The following is a 24600-nucleotide window of genomic DNA, read 5'->3' on the forward strand; positions in this document are numbered from 1 at the left end:
ATTCGGCGCAGTTCATGCCGTAAAGAAAGACTGACCGTTCACCTTTCCCCTCGTCGGCGGCTCTGCAACCCATGCGCTTTCTGTCGAATACCCGGATCGCCACCCGCCTGTCGCTCGCCTTTGGCGCCGTGCTGGCAACGATGGGTTTCATGATCCTGTTCTCGCTCGGTCAGATCGAAAACACGACCGGCTCCAGCCAACGGTTGGCGACCGCGAGCCTGAACATGGTCACGCTGGCGCGCGATGCTCAGGCCGCGGCGCAGGCGGGGGCCGTGCATCTGCACGAACTGTTCATCCTGCCAGCGCAGGCTCAGCGCATTCCGGTCTACCCATTGATCGACGCACAGGCGCGCAAGCGCGAGGCGGCGATCGCCGCCCTGCTCGCCTCGGAAGATGCTGCGTACTACCGCAGCCAGCTCGACAGCGTGGTGCATTACCGCGACCGCTACGTGGAGGCCTTCGACGCGACGGTCGAGGCGGTCGAACTCAATGCAGACCAGGCGCGTGCGCCGATGATCGAACGCACCATGCCGGCACTGGAAAACATGCTGGCTGCACTCGATGCGCTGGTCACCGCTCAGTCGGAGCGCGCCGACCAGAAGCTGCTCGGCATCAACACGCTCAAGGCGCAGAGCCGCAATGCCATCTTGTCACTCGGCGGCGTGGCGGTGCTGCTGGCTTGCCTGTCGGCGCTGACCATCACGCGCTCGATCGCACGGCCGCTCGCGCAGACCGAAAAGCTGGCGCGCGACATTGCCGCCGGAGAACTGTGCAGTACGTTGCCGCCCGCCGGGAAGGATGAAGTCGGCGGATTGATCCGTGCGCTGGACGACATGCGCCATGGCATTGCGGCGCGCGAAACGCGGATTGCCGACCTCGCGTACAAGGACGGGCTGACCGGTCTGCCCAACCGCACACTGTTCATCGATCGACTGCAGCAGGCGCTGGAGGTGGCGCGCCGCAACGCGCATCCGCTGTCGCTGCTGGTGCTCGACATTGACCGTTTCAAGACGGTTAATGACGTGCTCGGACATCCGGTGGGTGACCGTCTGCTGATGCAGATCGCGCAGCGCCTGCAGTCAGTTGGCCTGAGTGATTCGGACCTGCTGGCACGCATTTCCGGTGACGAGTTCCGGCTGCTGCTGCCCACGCAGGATGTCGATCAGGCGGTACAGGTAGCGCGCCGGCTGATCGGTGCGCTGCATCAGCCGATCGAACTGGATGGTCACGCAATCGATGTCAGTGCCAGTGTGGGCATCTCCAGTTTTCCGGCACATGGCGAAAGCGCCGATGTGCTCATGTCGCGCGCCGACCTCGCAATGTATGTGGCGAAACAGGGTGGTGACGGCTTCGTATGCTTCGACAGCATGCTGGAACGCAGCACCGATCAGGGTCTTTCTCTGCTCAGCGACCTCCGCCGTGCGGTCGAACGCGACGAATTGACACTGCACTTCCAGCCCAAGATCAAGCTGCCGGGACGGACCTGCGAATCGGTCGAAGTGCTGGTGCGCTGGCAGCACCCGACACGCGGCATGATTCCGCCGGACCAGTTCATTCCATTCGCTGAAGAGACCGGCTTCATCCGCAACATCACCTGTTGGGTGCTCGAAAGGGCCTGCTCTGTCGCAGCGGCGTGGGCGCTCGACGGCCGGTCGCTGGGCATCAACGTGAATGTATCGACCCGCGACCTGGTGAGCATGGACCTGCCGTCGGTGGTCGCCGGTGTGCTGGCACGCCAGGAACTGAACCCGGCCCTGCTGTGCCTCGAAATCACCGAGAGCGCCATCATGGGTGACCCGGCGCTGGCGCTGGCTTCGCTTTCACGGCTCAACGAGATGGGCGTGCGGCTGTCGATCGACGACTTCGGCACCGGCTATTCGTCGCTTGCCTATCTGAAGAAGCTGCCGGTGCAGGAGCTCAAGATCGATCGCTCCTTCGTCATGAATCTCGACCGCGACAGCGGCGATGCGATGATCGTGCGCTCGACCATCGAACTGGCGCACAACTTCGGTCTGAAAGTGGTCGCCGAGGGCGTCGAGAACGAACACATCTGCCAGACCCTGATCCGCCTGGGCTGCGACGAGGCGCAGGGTTATCACTTCGGCCGACCGATGCCAGCCGACGAATTCGAAGTCTGGTACCGGCAGTCGGCGACCTTCGCCGACGCCGTTCAGCGCGTCGCGCGCCTGTAGGTCACCACCAGCACATCGCGCCAGGCCGGCTTCGACGGGTCCAGCGGATGGATGGGCGTCACGCCGTGCAGCGCGCGCTGGTCGTTCACCAGTGCCGCGTCGCACGGTGCAGTCAGCGTGAAGCTGTCCAGAGGATCACCGTCGGGCGAAAAGATTTCGGTGGTGCCGCTTTCGACGTTCTCACGCCGCACCATCATCACCAGCACGAAATCGACGCCGTCTCGATGCACGCCTTCCGGCGTCGGCTTGCCGGCACCGTCCGGCAGCGCCTCGATGCGGAACTGGTGCACCTCGATGTGCGCAGCCGAGCCCGGATGCAGGCGCTGGAACACGCCCAGGCCAAGCCGGATCGCGGTCTGCATCGTCGCGCCCTGCATCACCTCGGGCGCGATCGGCGCGAAATGGCGCGCGACGCCGCCGTTCAGATTGTTGTAGTCGAGGCTCTGGTAATGCGGCTGATGCGCTTCGAGCACCGCGTCGAGGCTGTCGGCCGGCGCGCTCAGCACCGCGTAGCGCCGGCGCCGGTAGCGGCCGCCGTCCGCCATATAGGTATCGCGCTCCAGCGAGCCCCAGCTGGCAGCGAAACGGTCCCAGTCGTTGTTCCAGCCCGCTTCGAGGCTCGCCAGACCGTTCTTCGTGTGGTCAGCCGGCAGGAAGCAGAAATCATGCGTGGCAATACAGTCCGCGAGGGCATGCGGATCGTTGCCGTGAGTGGTGTGTGCGGGCATGAACGGAGACCGGGCGAAAAACGCGAAGCCGCAGACGATACTCCGCGCAACCGGACTACGCATGTCCGCCGCCAATTAGAATCAGCGCCTCACCCGGAATGACGTCACATGCCCCGCTTCTGCGCCAACCTGTCACTGCTGTTTACGGAACAGCCCTTCGCAGGGCGCTACGCGGCCGCCGCGCGCGCCGGCTTCACCGGCGTCGAATGCCACTTTCCGTACGCCGAGCCGGCCGACGAGCTGACCGAAGCCTTGGGTGTCCATCGGCTCGAACAAGTGTTGTTCAATCTGCCGCCCGGCGACTGGTCGGCCGGCGAGCGCGGCATCGCCTGCCTGCCGGACCGGGTGGATGAATTCGAAACCGGTGTGGCGCAGGCGCTCGACTACGCGCGGGCGCTGGGTTGCCGACGCATCAACTGCCTGGCCGGTCTGGCGCCGGCCGGTGCCGAACGTGGCGAACTGCTGGCCGTGCTGGAACGCAACGTGCGCTTTGCCGCGCGCGCGCTGTCGCGCGAAGGCATCGAACTGATGGTCGAGCCGATCAACACGCGCGACATGCCGGGCTTCTTGCTGAATCGTTCGGCCGACACACTGGCGTTCATCGAACGGGTAGGCGAGCCGAATGTGAAGCTTCAATACGACGTCTATCACATGCAGATCATGGAAGGCGACCTCGCCCGCACCCTGCAGCGCGAACTCGCTCGCATCGGCCATGTGCAGATCGCCGACAACCCCGGCCGCCACGAACCGGGCAGCGGCGAAATCAATTACGCCTTCCTGTTCGACTGGCTCGATCGCATCGGTTACACCGGCTGGGTCAGCGCCGAATACATCCCGGCCGGCGACACTGCGGCCGGGCTGGGCTGGATGCCACCCCACCATCACGTTCGAGGCTGAGCAGGTCGCGTGCGTTGTTGGGCATCGCTGCGCTCACCCCAACCTACGACCCCGCCAGCACCTTGCCCGGCACCGACCGTAGGTTGGGGTGAGCGCAGCGATGCCCAACACCCGAAGCCGCCCCCGCCCCCACCGCAGGTCGGAGGAAGCGCAACGATGCCCGACAACCAAATCCCCCGCCCCGGCACCGACCGTAGGTTGGGGTGAGCGCAGCGATGCCCAACGCCCGCCTCAGATCGGCAGCGCCCTACTTCACCGCATTCGGAAAGAACAGCTGCTGACCGTCGATCCTGTAGTCGGCGATGGCAGCCTGCCCGTCAGCCGACACGACCCAGTCGATGAACGCCTGACCGTCGGCCTTCTTCACGTGCGGGTGCTTGTCCGGATTGACCAGAATCACGCCGTACTGGTTGAACAGCCGCTTGTCGCCTTCGACCGTCACGGTCAGGTCGGCGCGGTTTCTGAACGACAGCCAGGTGCCGCGATCGGCCAGGATGTAGGCGTTCATTGACGCTGCGGTGTTCAGCGCCGCTCCCATGCCGGACCCGGTGTCGCGGTACCAGGCGCCCTTGACCGCGTCGAGGTCGATGCCGGCGGCCGTCCACAGGCGCAGCTCGGCGGCGTGCGTGCCGCTCTTGTCGCCGCGCGACACGAACGGCGCCTGCGCCGCCTGTATCGTTTTCAGCGCATCGGTGATGTCCTTGACGCCAGCGGCTTTCGCCGGATCCGACTTCGGGCCGACCAGGATGAAGTCGTTGTACATGACCTCCTGGCGCTTCACGCCGAAGCCTTCGGCGATGAATTTCTCTTCCGCCGCCTTGTCATGCACGAACACGACGTCGGCGTCGCCGCGACGTGCCATGTCGAGCGCCTGACCGGTGCCGAGGGCGACCACTCGCACTTCGATGCCGGTCCTGGCCTGGAACACCGGCAGCAGATGCTTGAACAGGCCCGACTGTTCGGTGGACGTGGTCGAGGACACCGTGATGAAACGGTCGGCCGCGCGGGCGAAAGGCGCGCCCAGCGTGATCGCGGCGGCCACTGCCGTGGCGATGAAGGAACGGCGGATCATGCCCATGCAAGCTCTCCTCTGAGGTAATTCCCGGCTTCGGCCGAGCGCGGTGCAGTAAAAAAATCGGCGACCGGCGTGTGTTCGGTGATGCGGCCGCTGTCGACGAAAACGATGTCGTCGGCCAGCCGACGCGCCTGGCCGAGGTGATGGGTAACCATGACGATGCTGCAGCCTTCATCGGCGATGACGCGGATCAGGCGTTCGACTTCGGCCGCCGCACCCGGATCGAGGCTGGCGGTCGGCTCGTCGAGGAAGAGCACGCGCGGGCGCAGCGCCCAGGCGCGGGCCAGTGCCGCGCGCTGCTGTTCGCCGCCGGACAGCACGCGCGCGGGCCGGTCGGCCAGCGCGGTCAGACCGACGCGTTCGAGCACATCGAGCGCCCGCGCGCGGCGCTCGGCCGACGGAACGCCGGCCAGATCGAGCGCGTAGACGACGTTGTCGAGCACGCTTCGGCGCAGCATGACCGGCCGCTGGAACACCATGGCCTGCGCCGGGCGACCGCTGCCGCCGTTCCACAGGATGCGGCCGGCGCTCGGTTCGATCAGGCCGTGCATCAGGCGCATCAGCACGCTTTTGCCAGCGCCGTTGGGGCCGAGGATGAGCGTGCGCCGCCCTGCTTCGATGCGCAGCGACACGTCGCGGATGAGCGTGCGATCACCCGCGTCGTAGCGCAGAGCGTCGAGCGTGAGCAGTGCGTCAGCCATGGCGACGTACCGCCCATTCGCGTACCGCGTGCGCCAGTGCGTTGAGCAGCAGCACGATGGCAATCAGGATGAAGCCGAGTGCCAGCGCCAGCGGCAGGTCACCCTTGCTGGTTTCCAGCGCAATGCTGGTGGTCATGACGCGGGTGACGCCGTCGATGTTGCCGCCGACGATCATCACCGCGCCCACCTCCGCCACCGCCCGTCCGAGGCCAGCCAGCACTGCCGTGCTGAGCGAGAAACGGGTGTCGACCAGCAGGGTGAAGGCGGCGCGCGGTGTCGAGGCGCCGAGCGAGCGCAGTTGTTCTTCGTAGTCGCGCCAGGCGTCGGCCACGATCTGACGCGACAGCGCGGCAACGATGGGTGTGATGAGAACCACCTGCGCGATCACCATCGCGGTCGGTGTGAACAACAGGCCGAAAGATCCGAGCGGGCCGGCACGTGACAGCAGCAGATAGACCAGCAGACCGATGACCACCGGCGGCAACCCCATCAGGCCGTTCAGGATGACGGTCAGCGGCTTGCGACCGGGAAAGCGTCCGACCGCCACCGCCGCGCCGATCGGCAGGCCGACGCAGGACGCGAAAAAGACCGCCGTCAGGCTGACCTGCAGGCTGAGCGTCACGATGCCCAGCAGTTGCGGATCGGCGGCGAGCACCAGCCCGCCCGCGGTCAGGAAGCTTTCGCTGAGTGTGCTCATGCCTGGCGGTCACCGGGCATGGTCCTCGGTAGTTTGATTCGCCGCCCTCGAAAACTCATTATCTGCATTCTGAAACACATAAGATCCGGGAAGCTATCGCTCTACGACGAGGCTTCCTATATGTCAGAGATTGCCGTAACACCTCCGCGACTCGGAATCGAGTGGGATTTCGGCCCGGATGCGCCGGCCGGCATTGGCCGGCTGCTGTCGCTGCTCGCCGCGATCGAGGCGACCGGATCGATTGCCGGCGCCGCGCGCCAGAACGGTTTGTCGTATCGCAATGCGTGGGGGCTGATCAATGCCTGGCAGGGTTATTTCGGCCAGACCTTGATTTCGACCGCGCGCGCCAGTGGTTCGACGCTGGAGGACTTTGCCCGCCAGTTGCTGGCGGTCGACCGCGACGCCCGGCAGTCGCTCGCTGCCGCGCTGCGCACGGCCAGCCAGCCGATGCGTGCATTGCCGCGGCACGCATCCAGTGGTGTCGCGGGCGCCCTGCGCATCGCTGCCAGCCATGATCCACTGCTGAACGACCTGATCCGCCAGTTGCGCCACGACGGCCGGAGCGCAACCCTGAGCACGCACGGCAGCCTGGAATCGCTGCTCGCGTTGGCAGCACGCCGCTGCGACATCGCCGGCTTTCACTGTCCGATCGGCGAACTGGGTCGCGATATCTGGACGCTCTACCTCGCGCAGCACGGTCTGCCGCGTCTGCGTCTGCTGGGTTTCGCGCGCCGCAGGCAAGGCCTGATCCTCGCCCGCGGCAATCCCCGGGGTGTGCGCGGGATGAGTGATCTGATGCGTGCCGACCTGCGCTTCGTGCATCGCCAGCCCGGCGCCGGCACACGGCTCGCGTTCGACCAGCTGGCGCGTCAGGCCGGACTCGATACCCGAGCGCTGAACGAGGGCGACGAAGAGCACACCCATGCTGCGGTGGCGGCACTGATCGCCAGTGACGAAGCCGATGCGGGGCTGGGGCTGGAGGCCTTTGCGCGACGGCTGGGCCTGGAATTCCTGCCGCTGTTCGAGGAAATGTACTTTCTGGCGCTGCGCGACAGCCCGGCGTCGCGTCAGACGCTCGATGTGCTGGGTAGCCTGTTGCGCCAGCGCGACTGGCGGACGCGGGCGCAGGACCTGAGCGGTTACACGCTGGACGAGGCCGGCGTCGGATACGGCGTGCCAGAGGCCGAACACCTGCTGTTCGGGCGCTGATCCGCTGCCCGTCAGCCCTGGCTGTCGCGGGTCTGCAGCAGTCTCGCGCGCACCGGATGGTGGCGCGGCAACAGTTCGACCAGGCGCTCCACCGCATCGACCGCTTCGGGCGACTGACCGAGATGGGTCAGCAGCAGGTCCGGGTCATCGATGCGGAAGATGGCATCCGACAGCCGTGATTCGAGACAGTCGCGCCAGGTGCGCAGCAGCGGGCTTTCGGTCCGTGGCAGAAAGTCGCCGCGGTAACCGGCCAGCGCCGCCTCGACGCGACCGGCAGTGAGCGCCTGTTCCAGATCCATGAAGTCAGCCTGCCAGTTCACCAGCAGTCGATACGGGCGCGAGCCGATCGCCCCGCCGAGGCGTTCGCGCAGTTGCGACACTTCGGTCTTCAGCGTGGCCACACCGACCGAGCGGTCGCCGTAGATGGCTGCGTGCAGGCGTTCCAGATCCAGACCTTCCGGATGCAGCGCCAGCAGGCACAGGATTTCGATCTGCCGCGGCGACAGTGGCAGCACCTTGCCGTGTATCGAGACCTGCGGCGTACCGAGCATGCGCAGGCGCAACACCGGCGCCTGACTGACCCCCTGAAGGGCCTGCGATACCCGCGCAGCGAAACGTTCGACCGCATGCAGCGCCAGCGGTGAATGGCGGTTCCACGTGGTCGACAGGTCGACCACGCCCATCACCTCACCGCTGACCGTGTCGCGAACCGGGGCGGCGTAGCACACCCAGTCCTGCACCGCCGGAATGAAATGTTCGGCCGAAAAAACGCTTGCCGGGCGGCGATGACGCAGCGCAAGCGCCAGCGCATTGGTGCCGACGGAACGTTCGTCCCAGCGCCCGCCGGGCACGAAATGCACGCGCTCGGCGCGGGTACGCATGCTGCGGCTGCAGCCGGTCCACAGCAGGCGGCCATCGGCGTCGCTGACCGCTGCCACCATGCCGCTCTCGATCGCCACCGTTTCCAGTTCGTCGACGCAGGCGACCAGCGCCTGACCGTAGGCAGAGCCGGACCAGTCCGGTGCGGTGTCGTCGAGCGGCGCCGCCGAGCAGGTTTCGGACACGGCTTCGCGCGAGCGTTGCCACGAGCCGGCGATGTCCATGCCCACCACGACGATGTGTTCGCCGGTGCTGCGTTCACCGCGACGCAGCGATTCGATGCGCCGCCGGCGATCCGCCAGCCGGCCTGCCGTATTGTTCATATGCCTCCTCCACCTACCGGATACCTACCCCGCACGGACTAGCGTGCAGGCCGACCCTGTGTTCTTGTGCCGCGCATTCGACGTCGGCCGCAGGGCAACCGATCATTCGAGGAGACAGATCATGCGCTATGCCGACCCCGGTCAACCCGGTTCGAAACTCACTTTCAAGGCCCGCTACGACAATTTCATCGGCGGCGAGTGGGTACCGCCAGTTGAAGGCCAGTACTTCGACAATACGACACCGGTCACTGGCAAAGTGTTCTGCCAGGTTGCCCGTTCGCAGGCCGCCGACATCGAACTTGCGCTGGATGCCGCTCACAAGGCGCGCGAAGGCTGGGCCCGCACTGCGCCAGCGCAACGCGCCGCCGTGCTGTTCAGGATCGCCGACCGCCTCGAAGCCAATCTTGAGTTGCTGGCCGTCGCCGAAACCTGGGAAAACGGCAAACCGGTGCGGGAAACCCTGGCTGCCGACATCCCGCTCGCGATCGACCACTTCCGCTACTTCGCCAGCTGCATCAGGGCGCAGGAAGGCGCGCTGTCGGAAATCGACGAAACCACCGTCGCTTACCATTTCCACGAACCGCTGGGCGTTGTCGGGCAGATCATTCCGTGGAACTTCCCGATCCTGATGGCTGCGTGGAAAATCGCACCGGCTCTGGCTGCGGGCAACTGCATCGTGATGAAGCCGGCGGAGCAGACCCCGGTCAGCCTGCTGGTCCTGATCGAACTGATCCAGGACCTGCTGCCGCCGGGCATCCTGAACATCGTCAATGGTTTCGGCATCGAAGCCGGCAAGCCGCTGGCCACCAACAAGCGCATCGCAAAGATCGCCTTCACCGGGGAAACTACGACCGGGCGACTGATCATGCAATATGCTTCGCAGAACATAATCCCCTCGACCGTGGAGCTGGGCGGCAAGTCACCGAACGTGTTCTTCGACGATGTGATGGACGCCGACGACGACTACTTCGACAAGTGCCTGGAAGGTTTCGCGATGTTTTCGCTGAACCAGGGTGAAGTGTGCACCTGCCCGAGCCGAGCGCTGGTCCAGGAAAACATTGCTGACAAGTTCATCGAGCGCGCCATCGCCCGCGTGAATCAGGTGCGCGGCGGTCACCCGCTCGATACCGACACCATGATCGGCGCCCAGGCCAGTTCCGACCAGCACGAAAAGATCCTGTCCTACATCGACATCGGCCGTCAGGAAGGCGCGGAAGTGCTGACCGGCGGCAGCGTGCGCAAGGAAGCGGAAGCGGGCGGTTACTACATCCAGCCGACCGTGCTGAAGGGGCACAACAAGATGCGCGTGTTCCAGGAAGAAATCTTCGGCCCGGTGCTTGCGCTCACCACCTTCAAGGACGAAGCCGACGCGCTGGCCATCGCCAACGACACGCTGTACGGTCTGGGTGCCGGCCTGTGGTCGCGTTCGGTGCATCGCACCTACCGCATGGGACGCGCCATCCAGGCCGGCCGCGTATGGACCAACTGCTACCACCTGTACCCGGCGCATGCCGCTTTCGGTGGCTACAAGCAGTCGGGCATCGGCCGCGAAAACCACAAGATGATGCTGGACCACTACCAGCAGACCAAGAATCTGCTGGTGAGCTACTCGACGAAGGCGCTCGGATTCTTCTGATCCTGCGAGGTGGCAGCGCGGTCCGGATCGCCGCGGCAAGGTGAGCCGGATCGGTGAAGGGGCGGACGGTCAGATCGTTCGCCTCTTCGTCCATCCGAGACTGTATCATTCATACAAAATATCAATTAATCATTGGTTTGAAGCTGTTATCTCGATTCAATTTCATGATTTGCGAGGCAACATCATGGTGACCCGCGTATCCGCCACACCGCTGGCGCTGGACTGGATAGACCGGCTGGCGCGCAAGCACGGCCCGCTGATGTTCCATCAGTCGGGCGGCTGCTGCGACGGCAGCGCGCCGATGTGCTACCCGCAGGGCGAATTCACGCTCGGCAATTCCGATGTGCAGCTGGGCGAAATCGGCGGCATGCCTTTCTGGATGAGCGAATCGCAGTTCGAGTACTGGCAGCACACCCACCTGATCATCGATGCAGTGCCCGGACGGGGCGCCGGCTTTTCGATCGAAGCGCCTGAAGGCATCCGCTTCCTGACCCGCTCGCGGCTGTACGAACCGCACGAAGAGGCCGAACTGGTGCTGCTGGGCGCGCCGGCGCACGGCTGAGGTGTGCGCCGCCGCCTTCCGACGGACTCAGTCGGACTGCAGGAAGCGCTCGACCAGTCGCGTCCAGTAAGCCACGCCGAGCGGAATGACCGCATCGTTGAAGTCGTAGCGCGGGTTGTGCAGCATGCAGCCGCCGCCTTCTTCATGGCCGGGGCGCGACCCGCCATCCGGCCCGCCGCCATTGCCGAGCCAGATGTAGCAACCCGGCCTGCATTCGAGCATGTAGGCGAAATCTTCCGCTCCCATGCTCGGTGGATAGTTCGTGCGTACCGCCGCCTCCCCCATCAACTCGTGCCCGACGGCCGCGCAGAATGACGCCTCGGCCGGGCTATTCACGGTCGGTGGATAGCCGCGCCGGTAGCTGACCGCAACCGTCACGCCATGCGCCGCCGCCACACCTTCCGCGACACGCCGGATGCCCGCTTCGAGCTGGTCGCGCACCTCGGGCGAAAACGCCCGTGCCGTGCCGCGCAGCGTGGCCGACTGCGGAATGACGTTGTAGGCCTCGCCGGCATGAAACTGCGTGATGCTGACCACGCCGCAATCCACCGGCGACACATTGCGCGACACGATGGATTGCAGCGCCTGCACGATGGCCGCGCCGGCCAGCACCGGGTCGGCGCCCAGATGCGGCATCGCGGCATGTGCGCCGCGACCTTCGATCACGATTTCGATCTCGTCGCTGCTGGCCATGGCCGGCCCGTCATGCACCGCCATTTCGCCGACCGGCAGGCCGGGCCAGTTGTGCAGCCCGAACACCGCCTGCATCGGAAAGCGCTCGAACAGGCCGTCCGCGATCATCGCCGCAGCGCCGCCCCTGCCCTCCTCGGCCGGCTGGAAGATGAAATTCACCGTGCCGTCGAAACAGCGGGTCGCCGCCAGATACTCGGCCGCGGCCAGCAGCATCGCGGTATGGCCATCGTGGCCGCAGCCGTGCATGCGCCCGGAATGGGTCGAGCGATGGGCAAAGGTGTTCTGTTCGGTCATCGGCAGCGCGTCCATGTCGGCGCGCAGTCCGATGGCCGCCTTGCCGTGGCCTGCGCGAAGCACGCCGACCACACCGGTGCGGCCGATGCCCTCATGCACTTCGATGCCGGACGCGCGCAGCGTGCGCGCCACGATCGCGGCGGTGCGCGTTTCCTCGTAAGCCAGTTCCGGATGGGCATGCAGGTCGCGCCGGATCGACGTCCAGCGGGCATGCCGTTCGCCCAGTGCGTCGACCAGCGGATGCGCGCTTTTGTGGGCGCTGCTCATTGCAATGATCTCACTGCAATTCCTCGACTTCCGAAAACATCGCCGCCTGTCCGCAGAACTGGCCGTCCGCATCGAGCACCTTCCACACCGTGGCGTGGCTGATGCGGAAAAGCGTGCCGTCGCGGCGCACCCGCACGCCGCAGTAGTCGCTGATATAGCCCTGCTGGGTCACCATTTCGAGCAGGCGTGCCCGTTCGTCGCGTTCCGGCTCGCGCGCCGACAGGCGCGACGGCAGCGTGACGAATTCGTCCCACGCGTAGCCGAACAGTCGCTGCGCGAACAGGTTGGCGTAATTGAATACCGGATCGCGCTGGGTGCCGTGCGACACCAGCGCGAAATGCGCGTTGTAAAGCGTGAGCGCATCCGACGGCAACCGCTGGCCGGTCAGGCGCTCGAAGCTCTCGGCCAGCAGACGGCTGTGTTCGCGCAGGAACTTGTGATCGGGCATTACGCTCATGACGCGAACGATACCATCGCCACCATGCGCCGCGACCTCATCACCCTGCGCCCTGAAGGGCTTTACTGCCCTGCCGGCGACTTCTTCATCGACCCCTGGCGGCCGGTCGAACGCGCCGTCATCACGCATGCCCACGCCGACCATGCGCGCACCGGGCACCGCCGCTATCTGGCCAGCGCCGAGGGCGAGCGGGTGCTGCGCGCGCGGCTGGGCGACATCACGCTGCAGACGCTGCCCTGGGGCGAACGCATATATATAGGGGATGCGGCAGTGTCGCTGCACCCGGCCGGTCACGTGCTCGGTTCGGCACAGATCAGGGTCGAGGTCGCTGGCGAGGTTTGGGTCGCCTCGGGCGACTACAAACTCGAGCCGGACGCGACCTGCACGGCATTCGACCCGGTGCGGGCGCATACCTTCATCACCGAATCGACCTTCGGTCTGCCGATCTACCGCTGGCCGGCGCAGGACACGCTGTTCGCCGAACTCAACCAGTGGTGGCGCGGCAACGCCGACGCCGGGCGCGCCAGCGTGGTGTTCGCCTACGCGTTCGGCAAGTCGCAGCGCATCCTGGCCGGCCTCGATCCCGCAATCGGCCCCATCGTGTGCCATGGTGCGGTCGAGGCGCTGAACCGCGCCTACCGCGACAGCGGCGTCGCCCTGCCCGCCACCGTCATGGTGTCGGACGGCCTGGACGCCGCGGCGCTGCGCCGTGCGCTGGTCATCGCACCGCCGTCGGCGCAGTCCACATCGTGGATGAAGCGCTTCGCCGACTACGCCGACTGCTTCGCGTCAGGCTGGATGCAGGTGCGCGGCGCGCGCCGGCGGCGCGGCGTCGATCGCGGTCTGGTGATGTCGGACCACGCCGACTGGCCGGGGCTGCTGAGCGCCATCGGCGCCACCGGCGCCTCGCGCGTCATCGTCACCCATGGTCATGTGCAGCCGCTGGTGCGCTGGCTGACCGAACACGGGCTTGAAGCCGGCGCCTTTGCGACCACCTTCGGCCAGGATGCCGACGACGAAGATCCGCCGGCGGGCGTCGGTGCACCGACCGGCAACAGCGAGTGACCGGCCACGGTCTCGCGGCCGATTGACGCCCGGTCCAGCGTCTGACTCCCATCGAAGGTGCCGACACCCCCGCCGGCATCTCGGGTCAGAGATAGTCCGAGAGGACTATCTGCTTTCATCAACCGGCAATACTCCTGCGTCACCGTCCGGGCTCTTTCACGCGTCCCGGTGTCATTCCATGTTCCGCAAACATCTCGCGGCCGCGCTCGTCCTGATTGCCTCTGGCTCTGCATCTGCCGCCATCAATCAACTTGATCTGGCCGACTACCGTCTGGTCGCCACCTATGACCTGCCGTCGGTTCAGGCGTCCGAAGCGTCGGCGGTTACCTGGAACTGGGATACCGACACGCTGTTCGTGCTCGGCGACGAAGGCGATTACGTCGTCGAGGTGAACAAGCAGGGTCAGCAGATCAGTTCGATGAACCTGTTCGGCTTCGACGACACCGAAGGGCTGAGCTATATCGGCAACGGTCAGTTCGTTCTCGTCGAGGAACGGCTGCAGGACGTCTATCGCTTCAGCTACACGGCGGGCGGCGCGATCGGTCGCAACACGCTGCCTTCGGTGTCCGTTGGTCCGACGGTCGGCAATGTGGGGCTGGAAGGCCTGTCATACGACCCGCTGAGCGGCCGCTTCATCCTGGTGAAGGAAAAGACGCCGCAGGCGGTTTATGACGCGTCGCTCGACTTCACCACAGGCAGCGCCAGTGTGACCGAGCTGGTGCCGCCGGCCAACCCGTTCGTACGCCTGTTCGGCACGCTGGACCTGTCCGACGTGCAGACGCTGACCACTGTCGCGTCGCTGCGCGGCACCGCTGACCAGGACAACCTGCTCATCTACAGCCAGGAAACGCCGCGTCTGATGGAAGTCACGCGCAGCGGCGAGGTGCTGAGCCAGTTCGACTTCTCTGCCATCGCTGACGACGCCGAGGGCGTGACCATCGACGGCAACGGTGTCATCTACATCGTCGGCGAAACGCCCCGCCTGTATGTGCTGGCGCCCATGGCACCCGTTCCCGAACCTGAAGGCTGGGCGCTGCTGCTGGCAGGTCTCGGCCTGATCGGCGTCACCGCCCGCCGCCGTCTGTCCTGATCCGTTCAATCCAACAAGGAGGTCACACCATGAACAAGCTTCTCGCAGCACTGCTCGTCGCCGGTTTCGCATCGCAGGCCCAGGCCGATGTCCGCATCACGGAGTGGATGTACTCGGGCGGCAGCGGCGAATTCATCGAATTCACCAACCTGGGCACCTCGGCGGTCGATTTCACCGGCTGGAGTTATGACGACGACAGCCGTCTTGTCGGCGGATTCGACCTCAGCGGCTTTGGTCTGGTGGGTGCAGGCGAATCGGTCATCATCACCGAGATCGACGCAGCGACCTTCCGTCTCGACTGGACTCTGGCCGGCAGCGTGAAGGTGCTGGGTGGCTACACCAACAACATCGGTCGCGCCGACGAACTGAACCTGTTTGATGGCGCCGGCTCGCTGGTCGATCGCCTGACCTATGGCGACAACGCTGCTGCCGGTGGCCCGCGCACCCAGAACTTCAGCGGCCGAGCCACCTCGGCTGCCGCACTCGGTGCCAACGACGCAACGCTGTGGGTGCGGTCGTCGGTCGGCGACGTCGAAGGTTCATATGCATCGCTCAGCGGTGCTGTAGCCAGCCCCGGCGTCACGGCCTTTGCCGCTGCAGTGCCGGAACCCGAAACCTATGCCATGTTGCTGGCCGGTCTCGGTCTGATCGGCTTCATGGCCCGTCGCCGCGCCTGATCTTTCTGCGCGCAGACAGACGCCGGCCGCTGGCCGGCGTTTTTCGTAGACTGATCAACTGTTGCTGCGCCCATCCCAATTGACTTGCTGCCCCGTAGGTTGGGGTGAGCGCAGCGATGCCCAACGATCCCGCTGTGCCCGTTGGCGAGCGCGGCGCGCAGGGCCTCGCGGTCGAACTGCGCGCGCAGCGGCGGGATAGTGCGGCACTGCGGATCGAAGTGGCCGAACCACTGCACTGGCGCGCCATCAAACCGGCGTCCCCCGGTTACGATGATCCGATGCAGCGTTTCGCCGCCCTCTACCTCTCACTCGACAGCAATACTTCGACCCGCCATCGCGTGCAGGCGATGCAGGACTACTTTGCGCAGGTGCCGGCGGAAGACGCCGCGTGGGCGGTCTACTTCCTCGCTGGCGGCAAGCCACGGCAGGCGGTGGGCACCCGCGTGCTGCGCGAAACCGGCGCCCGTGCGGCCGGCATGCCGGACTGGCTGTTCGACGAATGCTACGAGGCGGTCGGCGATCTGGCGGAAACGCTGGCGCTGATCCTGCCGCCTCCGGGAGCCGTCAGCGACCTGCCGCTGCATCACTGGGTCGGCGTGCTGGGCGCCCTGCGCGCCTCATCCCCCGACGAAAAGCCCGGCCAGCTGATCGAAGCCTGGCACGTGCTGGGCAGCGGCGAGCGCTTCCTGTTCAACAAGCTCATCACCGGCGCGCTGCGCGTCGGCGTGTCACGCCTGCTCGTCACTCGGGCGTTGGCGGCGTTCGCGCGGGTGCCGGCCGAACTCGTCGCGCAGCGCCTGATCGGCTATCTGGCGGCCGACCCGGCGCGCACCGGCATGGGTGCCGCGCGTTTTGCCGCGCTGGTAGCCCCTGCCGGCGACGACGAAACCGGCATGCAGCCCTACCCTTTCTTCCTCGCCCATCCGCTGCAGACCGCTCCCGCCGAGTCGCTCGGGGATCCCGCCGACTGGCTGGCCGAGTGGAAGTGGGACGGCATCCGCGCCCAGCTGGTGCGCCGCGCCGGCGAGGCCGCGCTGTGGTCGCGCGGCGAAGAACTGATCAGCGAACGATTTCCGGAATTGATCGAGGCGGCGGCTTCGCTGCCCGACGGCTGCGTGCTCGATGGCGAAGTGCTCGCCTGGCGTGGCGACGTACCGCTGCCGTTTGCGCAGCTGCAGACCCGCATCACCCGCAAGCGCCTGACGCGCCGCCTGCTCGACGAAGTACCCACTGTTTTCATGGCGTACGACCTGATCGAACACGACGGTGCAGACCTGCGTTCAGAGACGCAGTCCGCCCGACGCGGGCGGCTCGAAATTGTGCTCGCCGACACGGCGACGCCGGTGCTGCGCTTGTCGCCGTTGCTGCGCGGCGATTGGCGTGCGCTCGCCACAGAGCGGGATCTCGCCCGCGAGCGCGGCGTCGAGGGCCTGATGCTCAAGCGTGCCGACGCGCCTTACGGCATCGGCCGCACCAAACTCGACCCGCGCGGACAGTGGTGGAAATGGAAGATCGACCCCTACACGATCGACGCCGTGCTGATCTACGCCCAGCGCGGCCACGGCCGACGCGCCGGGCTTTACAGCGACTACACCTTTGCGCTCTGGTCGGTCGCCGCCGACGGCACGCGCACGCTGGTGCCGTTCGCCAAGGCCTATTCCGGCCTGTCGGACGCCGAAATGCGCGAGGTCGACGCCTTCATCCGCAGTCACACGATCGAACGCTTCGGCCCGGTCTGCTCGGTCACGCCCGAACTGGTATTCGAACTGGGTTTCGAAGGCATACAGAAGTCGCCGCGCCACAAGTCCGGCATCGCGGTGCGCTTCCCGCGCATGCTGAGGCGGCGGCTGGACAAGCCTGCTGCCGAGGCGGATACGATTGACGCGCTGCGCGCGCTGATCGGCGTGTGACGGAACGGGGCGGGAAGACTGGTCATTTCGGACTATGGACGGTGTGTATCGATGCGTTTATCCTATGCTTGATCGATTCCTCCGGAATATTTCAATGCGTAAGTTATTCCATGCTGTCGGTTTGGCAGTCACTGTCTTCATGCCGGTGCCGGCACTTTCTTCCGTGTCGGGCAGCGTCGTCTGCAGTGGCGTCATGAACGTGTTCGAGGGCGATTCGACGAACCTCGTCTGCGGCGGCGACCTGTCGCTGAACGACGCCGTCATCAACGACCCGCTGAAGGTGGTGATCGAGGCCACCGGCAGGCTGACGCTGTTGCGCCTGCATGTTCAGGCGCCGCTGATCGAACTGGTCGCGTCCGCCATCGAGGTCGATGGGGCGTCGGTACTTTCCGGCGACGATATTCGCTTCATCAGCGGTCCGGGCGATGATCCGTCACTCCCTTCACAGCCCCTGTCGCCCTCCTCTCATCCGATTGACTGGCAGGTTTTCAACATCGGTGACGTGATCGACCGGAGTGAAACTCTCGCCGGCCCGGGGGGTAATACGCTGTCCAGCCTGATTGTTCGGGGAGGTGCCTCGCTCCAGATGGGCGGTGGCAGTCCCGGCGACAGTGGCCGCATCGTCTTGATCAACAGCGGCGGCGTTCGCGTCCAGGGTGGCAGCCTCGTCGTTGCAGGGGCGCTGGAGGGGGCTGGCGGTGATGGTACGCCTCCCGTCTTCATCGCCGGCAATGTGCCCGAGCCATCGCCTGCCCTGCTTCTCGCTGCCGGTCTGGGTGTCCTCATACTGCAGCGGCGAATGAAAATGGATTCCTGATAGCCAGACCTTTCCCTGTCCGGCGTATGCTTGGCCGATGAGTACGTTGTACGGCATCGATTTCACTTCGTCTCCGTCGTCGCGCAAACCGGTCACCGTAGCCCGCGGGCACCTCGCCGACGACGGTATCCTGATCCTCGAATCGATCGAGCGACTCCCCGCGTGGAGCGCCTTCGAAGCCTTCCTGATGCGACCCGGCCCGTGGCTGGGGGCGTTCGACTTTCCGTTCGGTCTGCCGCGCGAATCGGTGCTGGAACACGGCTGGCCGACCGACTGGGCTGGTATGGTGCGTGCCGTGTCGCAGCTTTCACGCAATGAATTCAAGGCTTTGGCCGATGCGGAACGGGCGCCTCGGCCTGTCGGACAGAAATATACCCATCGCGCGACGGACCGGCCGGCGGGCTCGCACAGCCCGATGAAATTCGTCAATCCACCGGTCGGCCGGATGTTTCAGGAAGGTGCGCGCCGCCTCCTTGAGGCCGGCGTACATCTGCCAGGCATGCATGGCGGAGACGGATTGCGCGTGGCCCTGGAGGCCTACCCGGGCTGGCTGGCGCGCCGCATCGTACCGGCGTCGTACAAGAGCGAATCGGCCGTCGGCCAGACGCAGGCTCGGCTGGCCAACCGCATGCTCATCATCGAAGCCTTGCAGCGCGGCGCACATCCGCTGGGTATCGTCCTGCGCTGCGACGACACAGCGCTGCTCGATTCGATGGCCACCGACGGCACCGGCGATCTGCTCGACTGCGTGCTGTGCCTGATCCAGGCGGCCTGGGCCTGGACACGGCGCGATGCGGGCTACGGGTTGCCGCTGCAGATCGACCCGGTGGAAGGATGGATTGTCGGCGTTCAGCCCGCCAGTGCGCCGGACGGGCGGCAGCACTGAACCGTTTCGTCCTGGCATAGATGGCGGTTTGTCCAGCTGAAGTTGGCCTGCCGTTTCCCGATCGGCGACGGCGCGCGCTCAACTTTCGCATCGCGGACAGGGTCTGCTCCTACGACAGACCGGTACGATCCGATTCTTGCTGGCCGAGCACCTTCTGCACCAGCGGATGCTGCACGCGACGCTCGGCGGAAATGGCGTAGAAGTGCTCGACCACCTCGTCGCAGCGGCCGAGCAGCTGCAGGCCTCGCTGGCCGGTGAGTTCGTCGTGCGACCACTCGGTCGCCGGAAACGCCCCCAGACCGCTTTCGCCGAAGGTGGCCAGCAACGCGCTGTCCTCGAATTCGCCCGCCACTCGCGGGCGCAGTGACTTGCGATCGAACCAGTCGTCGATGCGGGCACGCACCGCGGCGTGGCGGCTCGGCAGCAGCAGCGGCATCTGGTCCAGACAGGCCGGAAACGCCGCATCGGACAAGGCGCGCAGCGCGGGTGAGGCGTACCACATCAGCGCAGCTTCACCGAGCGCGTGGCTGTACACCTTCAGATTCGGATTGACCGGCGCCGGGCGGTCGGCCAGCACCACGTCAAGCCGGTGCAGCGCGAGATCGGCCAGCAGGTCATTGAACTCCCCCTCGCTGCACAGAAGATGCAGGCCTTCGGTGTCGGTCGCAGGCAAGAGCAGATGGCGCGCCACCGGCTTTGGCAGGCCGTCGGAAATGCCAACCGACAGACGCACGCCCTGTGACGACGCGGCTTCCCGCACCGCCAGCGGCAGCTGTTCGCCAAGCTGGAATATCTGTTCGGCGTAGCGCAGTGCCACGACGCCCGCGGCGGTCAGTTCAACACTGCGTCCGGATGGCTTGAACAGCGCGTGGCCAAGCGCAGCTTCGAGCGTGTGAATCTGCGTGCTGACGGTCTGCACCGCCATGTCGAGTCGCTCGGCCGCGCGCGCAATGCCGCCTTCCTTCGTCGCAACCCAGAAGTAATACAGATGACGGTAGTTGAGCACAGATACACCCGAGTTCTAAAAATACGAAGTCAAAGTACTACAAAGGTGTGTTTAAAGGAACCCAAACGGCGCGTAAGGTAAGCGCTCGTTCATCCACAGGAGGACTGTCATGCAAGTCATCGTCGAATCACGAAGTGCCGAAGCAAGTGCCCTGCGCAGCGTGGCCGAAAACCGGCTGCGCGTGGTGCTGCGGCGTCTCGCCTGGCGAATCCCGAAGGCGCGGGTCAGTCTGTCCGACCTGAATGGGCCGAAAGGTGGCGAAGACAAGCACGTGCAGGTGGAACTGAGGCTGACCGGCGCCCGCCCCGTCGTCGTGTCTGCCACCGGACGCAACTGGCGCAAGGCGATCGATACCGCCCTCGCCCGGGCGAGCCAGCGTGTGGTACGCACCATGCGCCGCGCCCGCCAGGCAACGACGATGGCAGCGCCGCACCACGAACTTGAAGCGATCTGAATTCACAGGAGATATCTACATGGAACTGCGATCGAAACGCGGCGCCGACATCACCACGCTGCCCTATGAAGAAGCTGGCTCGATGCTGGCCGATGCGCCGCGCAAGGTGTTGCGCAATACCTACATGCTGCTTGGCATCAATCTGGCCTTCAGCGCGCTGATCGCCGGTACCGCCGCAGCGATGGCGTGGCCGGCGCCTGGCATCCTGCTGACGCTGGCCGGCTTTTTCGGCCTGCTGTTCGCCATCAACCGCTTTCGCGACAGCGGCGTCGGCGTGCTGCTCACGTTCGCGCTGACCGGCTTCATGGGCTACACCATCGGCCCGCTGCTGTCGTCGGTCGTCGCATTGCCCGGCGGCGGCCAGATCGTGACGATGGCGCTCGGCGCCACAGCCGGCGTGTTCCTCGCGATGTCGACGTGGGCCAGCGTCACGAAGCGCGATCTGAGCGGCATGGGTGGCTTCCTGTTCATCGGTATGGTGGTGGCGATCCTGGCCGGTCTGGGCGCGATCTTCTTCCAGATGCCTGCGCTGTCGCTGACGGTGTCTGCGGCGGTGGTGCTGCTGATGGCCGGCATGATCGCCTTTGAAACCCAGCGCATCGTGCGCGGCGGCGAGACGAATTACGTCATGGCCACAACCGGCCTGTTCGTGTCGATCTTCAACCTCTTCACATCCTTGCTGCAGCTGTTCGGCTTCATGAGCAGCAGCGACTAGTCTTCCAGCCGGACATTCCCCTTATCCGCGCGCGGCTTGTCCGCCCGCGGATTTTTTTCGTCCGGACCGCGCTGATACGGCCTTTTGGCAGAGCTGACCTCAAGCCGACCTGCCGATCATCCGTAATCAGAAGTTTGGGACAGATGCGCGGGCCGTCGTTCGCCATGTCGTCGTGCAGGGGAAAGACATGCTTGAGAATTTGAGCGTGAAAAAGGCGTTCACGCTGTTCGGGGCGTCGTCGGCGCTGATCTGCTGCGCTGCATTCAACATGGTTTCGGGCGGTGGCAACTGGCCGGTACAGATCGCCGTGTCGCTGCTGCTGCTTACGGGCGGCGCGCTGACCGGTCACTTCATGGGCCGCTTCTACGGCGCACGCGCGGAAATCATCGTCGGCGGCCTTCATGCGCTGGCCAAGGGGCGGCTCGACCATCCGATCAATCTCGACGGCAAGGACGATTTCGCCTGGCTGGGCTACGAGTACAACTCGGCGCGCAAGGCAGTCAAGCAGCTGGTCGAACGGCTGCAGGCGCTGTCGACCACGCTTACCGGCTCGGCGGTGGAACTTTCACAAGCGTCGGGCGAAGCACGAGAAACGGTTACGCGTCAGCTCGATTCAATCCGCGCAGTGGGCAGCGCAATCGAACAGATGAGCGGCAAGATCCAGGATGTGGAGTCGCTGTCACGCGAAGCCAGCGACCTGTCGCAGGCCGCAGGTGCCGCGTCTCAGACCGGCAAGCGGACGCTCGAAAGCGCGCTCGACAGTGTGCACGCAGCGTCCGGCAAGATGGCCGATTCCCTCACCGTGATCGAACGGCTGGTGGATGATTCGCGCGCCATCAACCGCATCAACGAACTGATCAAGGAACTGTCGGACCAGACCAATCTGCTGGCGCTCAATGCGGCCATCGAAGCCGCACGCGCCGGCGAACAGGGACGCGGCTTTGCGGTGGTGGCCGATGAAGTCCGCCAGCTGGCGCAGCGCAGCCAGGCCTCGTCGAACGACATAAGCGAACTGGTGGTGCGCATTCGCGATGATGCGGAAGAGACCATCACCCTGGTGCGCGGCTCCAATGACGAAGTGACGGTGGCGACGCAGAACACCGCCGCCGCGGTGAGCGAGTTCGACGGCATCCTGCAGCGGCTGCAGGCGCTGTCCGGCAAGTCGGCGACCATCAGCGACAGCCTCGGCGCACAGAACGCGTCGGTCGGTGAAATCGTGCGCAATACCGAATTGCTGTTTTCGCTGTCCGAACAGAACGCGAATGTCGCCGAAGAAACTGCCCGTCAGGGTACCGAACTGGCCAGTTCGGCGCAGAACCTGCAGGATGCGGTACAGGTGTTCCGCGTCTGAGCACGCATATCACGCAAAAAAAAGGCGCTTCGTTCTGAAGCGCCTTTTGCATGCTTCAGCGCAATTACGCTGAAGACTGTTCGCTGCTCATCGCCAGCATCAGCTGATTCATGCGGCGCACGAATATCGCCGGATCTTCGAGCGCGCCGCCTTCGGCCAGCAGGGCCTGATCGAACAGTACGGCCGCCCAGTCGTCGAAATGCGCGTTTTCATTGCGCAGCCGCTGCACCACCGGGTGCTGCGGGTTGATTTCCAGCGTGGGCTTCGACGCCGGCGCGTCGCGGCCGGCCGACTTCAGGATGCGCGCCAGATTGCCGCCGATCTCGAATTCGTCCGACACCAGGCAGGCCGGCGAATCGGTCAGGCGGTGCGTGATGCGTACCTCCTTCACCTGTTCGGCCAGCGTCGCCTGCAGGCGTTCGACCAGCGGCTTGAATTCGCCCTCGTCGCGTTCGCGCGCCTGCTTCTCGGCTTCGTCTTCCATCGCGCCCAGATCGAGCCCGCCCTTGGCGACCGACACCATCGGACGACCTTCGAACTCGGTCATGTTGCCGACCACCCACTCGTCGATGTGCTCGTGCATCAGCAGCACTTCGATGCCCTTCTTGCGGAACACCTCCAGGTGCGGGCTGTTCTTTGCCGCCTTGAACGTCTCGGCGGTGACGTAGTAGATCTTGCTCTGGCCGTCCTTCATGCGCGACAGGTAGTCGGTCAGCGACACCGACTGCTCTTCGGTATCGAGATGTGTTGACGCAAAGCGCAGCAGCTTCGCGACGCGCTCGCGGTTGGCCGTGTCTTCGCCCACGCCTTCCTTGAACACATTGCCGAAGGCCTTCCAGAAGGTGGTGAATTTCTCCTTCTGCGCTGCGTCTTCGTTGTCGGCCAGGTCTTCCAGCACCGACAGGATCTTCTTCGTGCAGCCGGAGCGGATGGTGTCGATGTCACGCCCTTCCTGCAGGATTTCGCGCGACACGTTCAGCGGGAGGTCGGCCGAATCGACCACGCCGCGCACGAAGCGCAGATAGCCCGGCAGCAGCTTGTCGGCGTCGTCCATGATGAACACGCGGCGCACGTAGAGCTTCAGACCGTGCTTGGTCTTGCGGTCCCACATGTCGAATGGCGCGCGCGCCGGGATGTACAGCAGCTGGGTGTATTCGTGCCGGCCCTCGACACGCGCGTGCGACCAGGCCAGCGGCTCCTGGAAGTCGTGGCTGACGTGCTTGTAGAACTCCTGGTACTGCTCTTCGGTGATGTCAGACTTCGAGCGGGTCCACAGCGCATTGGCCTGATTGACCGTTTCGTCCTCGTCGGTCGTGATCTGCTCGCCCTCTTTCCACTCTTCCTTCTTCATCACGACCGGCTGCAGGATGTGGTCGGAGTACTCGCGGATGATATGGCGCAGCTTGAAACCGGACAGCAGTTCGTCCTGGTCTTCGCGCAGGTGCAGCACGATTTCGGTGCCGCGCGCCTCGAGTTCGATCTGTTCGACGGTGTACTCGCCTGCGGTGTCACCGGTCATCGAGCACGACCAGCGCACGCCGTCGGCGGTCGGCAGGCCGGCGCGCCGCGTGGTGACGGTAACCGTGTCGGCGACGATGAAGGCGGAGTAGAAACCGACGCCGAACTGGCCGATCAGATTCGCGTCCTTCTTCTGGTCGCCGGTCAGGCTGGAGAAAAATTCCTTGGTGCCGCTGCGGGCGATCGTACCGAGGTGGGAAATCGCCTCCTCGCGCGACATGCCAATGCCGTTGTCGGTGATCGTGATGGTGCGTGCGTCCTTGTCGAAGGCGACGCGGATTTTCAGGTCAGAGTCGGATTCGAGCAGCGCCGGATCCGCAATCGCTTCGAAACGCAGCTTGTCGCAGGCGTCCGACGCATTGCTGATCAGTTCGCGCAGGAAAATGTCGCGGTTGCTGTACAGCGAATGGATCATCAGATGAAGCAGTTGCTTCACCTCGGCCTGGAAATTCATGGTCTGTGCGGCGGTGGCGGTTTCCGACATGGCGACTCCGTGATAAG

The 24600-nt window shown here is 65.3% G+C and carries 23 protein-coding genes; 14 read left to right on the forward strand and 9 right to left on the reverse strand.

What is annotated here, in order from left to right; genetic code table 11:
• Positions 1-71: 71 nt before the first annotated feature.
• The gene (locus Q8R75_RS13510; RefSeq protein ID WP_305612080.1) at positions 72-2192 is read left to right on the forward strand and encodes an EAL domain-containing protein; all 2121 of its coding nucleotides are present in this window, start codon (positions 72-74) and stop codon (positions 2190-2192) included.
• Here the strand turns inward: Q8R75_RS13510 and Q8R75_RS13515 are convergent.
• Positions 2171-2920, reverse strand: coding sequence for a 2OG-Fe dioxygenase family protein (locus tag Q8R75_RS13515; protein WP_305612078.1), 750 nt, complete (start codon positions 2918-2920; stop codon positions 2171-2173). The two genes, Q8R75_RS13510 and Q8R75_RS13515, sit on opposite strands and share 22 nt — an antisense overlap.
• Before the next feature lie 108 nt (positions 2921-3028).
• Between Q8R75_RS13515 and hyi the strand changes: the two genes are divergently transcribed.
• Positions 3029-3817, forward strand: a complete 789-nt coding sequence (hyi, locus tag Q8R75_RS13520) for a hydroxypyruvate isomerase (protein ID WP_305612076.1) — start codon at positions 3029-3031, stop codon at positions 3815-3817.
• Between the two features lie 247 nt (positions 3818-4064).
• Here the strand turns inward: hyi and Q8R75_RS13525 are convergent, their stop codons facing one another.
• The 3 genes from Q8R75_RS13525 to Q8R75_RS13535 are packed head-to-tail and all read right to left on the reverse strand — an operon-like array spanning position 4065 to position 6290.
• On the reverse strand, positions 4065-4895 hold the full coding sequence (locus tag Q8R75_RS13525) for an extracellular solute-binding protein (protein ID WP_305612586.1): 831 nt from the start codon (positions 4893-4895) through the stop codon (positions 4065-4067).
• Positions 4886-5593 (reverse strand): ATP-binding cassette domain-containing protein, encoded by a 708-nt coding sequence (locus tag Q8R75_RS13530; RefSeq protein ID WP_305612591.1) that lies wholly within the window; start codon positions 5591-5593, stop codon positions 4886-4888. The genes Q8R75_RS13525 and Q8R75_RS13530 overlap by 10 nt, the downstream gene beginning before the upstream one ends.
• Positions 5586-6290 carry an ABC transporter permease gene (locus Q8R75_RS13535; RefSeq protein ID WP_305612593.1) on the reverse strand — a complete coding sequence of 235 codons (705 nt, stop codon included), beginning with the start codon at positions 6288-6290 and terminating at the stop codon, positions 5586-5588. The genes Q8R75_RS13530 and Q8R75_RS13535 overlap by 8 nt, the downstream gene beginning before the upstream one ends.
• 120 nt (positions 6291-6410) lie before the next feature.
• Between Q8R75_RS13535 and Q8R75_RS13540 the strand changes: the two genes are divergently transcribed.
• Positions 6411-7499, forward strand: coding sequence for a substrate-binding domain-containing protein (locus tag Q8R75_RS13540; RefSeq protein WP_305612595.1), 1089 nt, complete (start codon positions 6411-6413; stop codon positions 7497-7499).
• An 11-nt stretch (positions 7500-7510) separates the two neighbouring features.
• On the opposite strand, the gene Q8R75_RS13545 is transcribed toward Q8R75_RS13540, so the two are convergent.
• Positions 7511-8701, reverse strand: a complete 1191-nt coding sequence (locus Q8R75_RS13545) for a helix-turn-helix domain-containing protein (RefSeq protein ID WP_305612597.1) — start codon at positions 8699-8701, stop codon at positions 7511-7513.
• A gap of 121 nt (positions 8702-8822) precedes the next feature.
• On the opposite strand from Q8R75_RS13545, the gene Q8R75_RS13550 reads away from it, so the two are divergent.
• Together Q8R75_RS13550 and Q8R75_RS13555 are read left to right on the forward strand one after the other, a co-directional pair.
• Positions 8823-10337: an aldehyde dehydrogenase family protein gene (locus Q8R75_RS13550; RefSeq protein WP_305612599.1), complete on the forward strand. Its 1515-nt coding sequence runs from the start codon at positions 8823-8825 to the stop codon at positions 10335-10337.
• A gap of 184 nt (positions 10338-10521) precedes the next feature.
• Positions 10522-10899: a DUF779 domain-containing protein gene (locus Q8R75_RS13555; RefSeq protein WP_305612600.1), complete on the forward strand. Its 378-nt coding sequence runs from the start codon at positions 10522-10524 to the stop codon at positions 10897-10899.
• Between the two features lie 27 nt (positions 10900-10926).
• Here Q8R75_RS13555 and Q8R75_RS13560 read toward each other — a convergent pair whose 3' ends face one another.
• The gene (locus tag Q8R75_RS13560; protein ID WP_305612601.1) at positions 10927-12153 is read right to left on the reverse strand and encodes a M20 aminoacylase family protein; all 1227 of its coding nucleotides are present in this window, start codon (positions 12151-12153) and stop codon (positions 10927-10929) included.
• A gap of 10 nt (positions 12154-12163) precedes the next feature.
• Entirely contained in the window at positions 12164-12610 is a 447-nt protein-coding gene (locus tag Q8R75_RS13565) for an MEKHLA domain-containing protein (protein ID WP_305612603.1), read from the reverse strand.
• Positions 12611-12634: 24 nt separating this feature from the next.
• Here Q8R75_RS13565 and Q8R75_RS13570 point away from each other — a divergent pair, with 24 nt between their 5' ends.
• The 6 genes from Q8R75_RS13570 to Q8R75_RS13595 all read left to right on the forward strand — a co-directional run bounded on the left by Q8R75_RS13570 (position 12635) and on the right by Q8R75_RS13595 (position 19055).
• Positions 12635-13675 carry a ligase-associated DNA damage response exonuclease gene (locus Q8R75_RS13570; protein ID WP_305612605.1) on the forward strand — a complete coding sequence of 347 codons (1041 nt, stop codon included), beginning with the start codon at positions 12635-12637 and terminating at the stop codon, positions 13673-13675.
• Between the two features lie 178 nt (positions 13676-13853).
• Entirely contained in the window at positions 13854-14765 is a 912-nt protein-coding gene (locus Q8R75_RS13575) for an SdiA-regulated domain-containing protein (RefSeq protein WP_305612607.1), read from the forward strand.
• 29 nt (positions 14766-14794) lie between these two features.
• Positions 14795-15442 (forward strand): FxDxF family PEP-CTERM protein, encoded by a 648-nt coding sequence (locus tag Q8R75_RS13580; protein ID WP_305612608.1) that lies wholly within the window; start codon positions 14795-14797, stop codon positions 15440-15442.
• A 116-nt stretch (positions 15443-15558) separates the two neighbouring features.
• The gene (locus tag Q8R75_RS13585; RefSeq protein WP_336623624.1) at positions 15559-17352 is read left to right on the forward strand and encodes an ATP-dependent DNA ligase; all 1794 of its coding nucleotides are present in this window, start codon (positions 15559-15561) and stop codon (positions 17350-17352) included.
• 64 nt (positions 17353-17416) lie between these two features.
• Positions 17417-18169 (forward strand): PEP-CTERM sorting domain-containing protein, encoded by a 753-nt coding sequence (locus Q8R75_RS13590; protein ID WP_305612609.1) that lies wholly within the window; start codon positions 17417-17419, stop codon positions 18167-18169.
• A 37-nt stretch (positions 18170-18206) separates the two neighbouring features.
• On the forward strand, positions 18207-19055 hold the full coding sequence (locus Q8R75_RS13595) for a DUF429 domain-containing protein (RefSeq protein ID WP_305612610.1): 849 nt from the start codon (positions 18207-18209) through the stop codon (positions 19053-19055).
• Between the two features lie 109 nt (positions 19056-19164).
• On the opposite strand, the gene Q8R75_RS13600 is transcribed toward Q8R75_RS13595, so the two are convergent.
• Positions 19165-20061: a LysR family transcriptional regulator gene (locus Q8R75_RS13600; protein ID WP_305612612.1), complete on the reverse strand. Its 897-nt coding sequence runs from the start codon at positions 20059-20061 to the stop codon at positions 19165-19167.
• Positions 20062-20170: 109 nt separating this feature from the next.
• Between Q8R75_RS13600 and Q8R75_RS13605 the strand changes: the two genes are divergently transcribed.
• The 3 genes from Q8R75_RS13605 (at position 20171) to Q8R75_RS13615 (ending at position 22581) form a co-directional block, all read left to right on the forward strand.
• Positions 20171-20515: an HPF/RaiA family ribosome-associated protein gene (locus tag Q8R75_RS13605; protein ID WP_305612613.1), complete on the forward strand. Its 345-nt coding sequence runs from the start codon at positions 20171-20173 to the stop codon at positions 20513-20515.
• 19 nt (positions 20516-20534) lie between these two features.
• Positions 20535-21230, forward strand: coding sequence for a Bax inhibitor-1/YccA family protein (locus tag Q8R75_RS13610; RefSeq protein WP_305612614.1), 696 nt, complete (start codon positions 20535-20537; stop codon positions 21228-21230).
• A 187-nt stretch (positions 21231-21417) separates the two neighbouring features.
• On the forward strand, positions 21418-22581 hold the full coding sequence (locus tag Q8R75_RS13615) for a methyl-accepting chemotaxis protein (protein ID WP_305626413.1): 1164 nt from the start codon (positions 21418-21420) through the stop codon (positions 22579-22581).
• Positions 22582-22645: 64 nt separating this feature from the next.
• Here Q8R75_RS13615 and htpG read toward each other — a convergent pair whose 3' ends face one another.
• A complete protein-coding gene (htpG, locus tag Q8R75_RS13620; protein ID WP_305612383.1) occupies positions 22646-24583 on the reverse strand; it encodes a molecular chaperone HtpG in 1938 nt (645 codons plus the stop codon).
• Between the last annotated feature and the right edge of the window lie 17 nt (positions 24584-24600).

It is taken from the genome of Methyloversatilis sp. (genome assembly GCF_030696805.1).
Taxonomy (GTDB): Bacteria; Pseudomonadota; Gammaproteobacteria; order Burkholderiales; family Rhodocyclaceae; genus Methyloversatilis.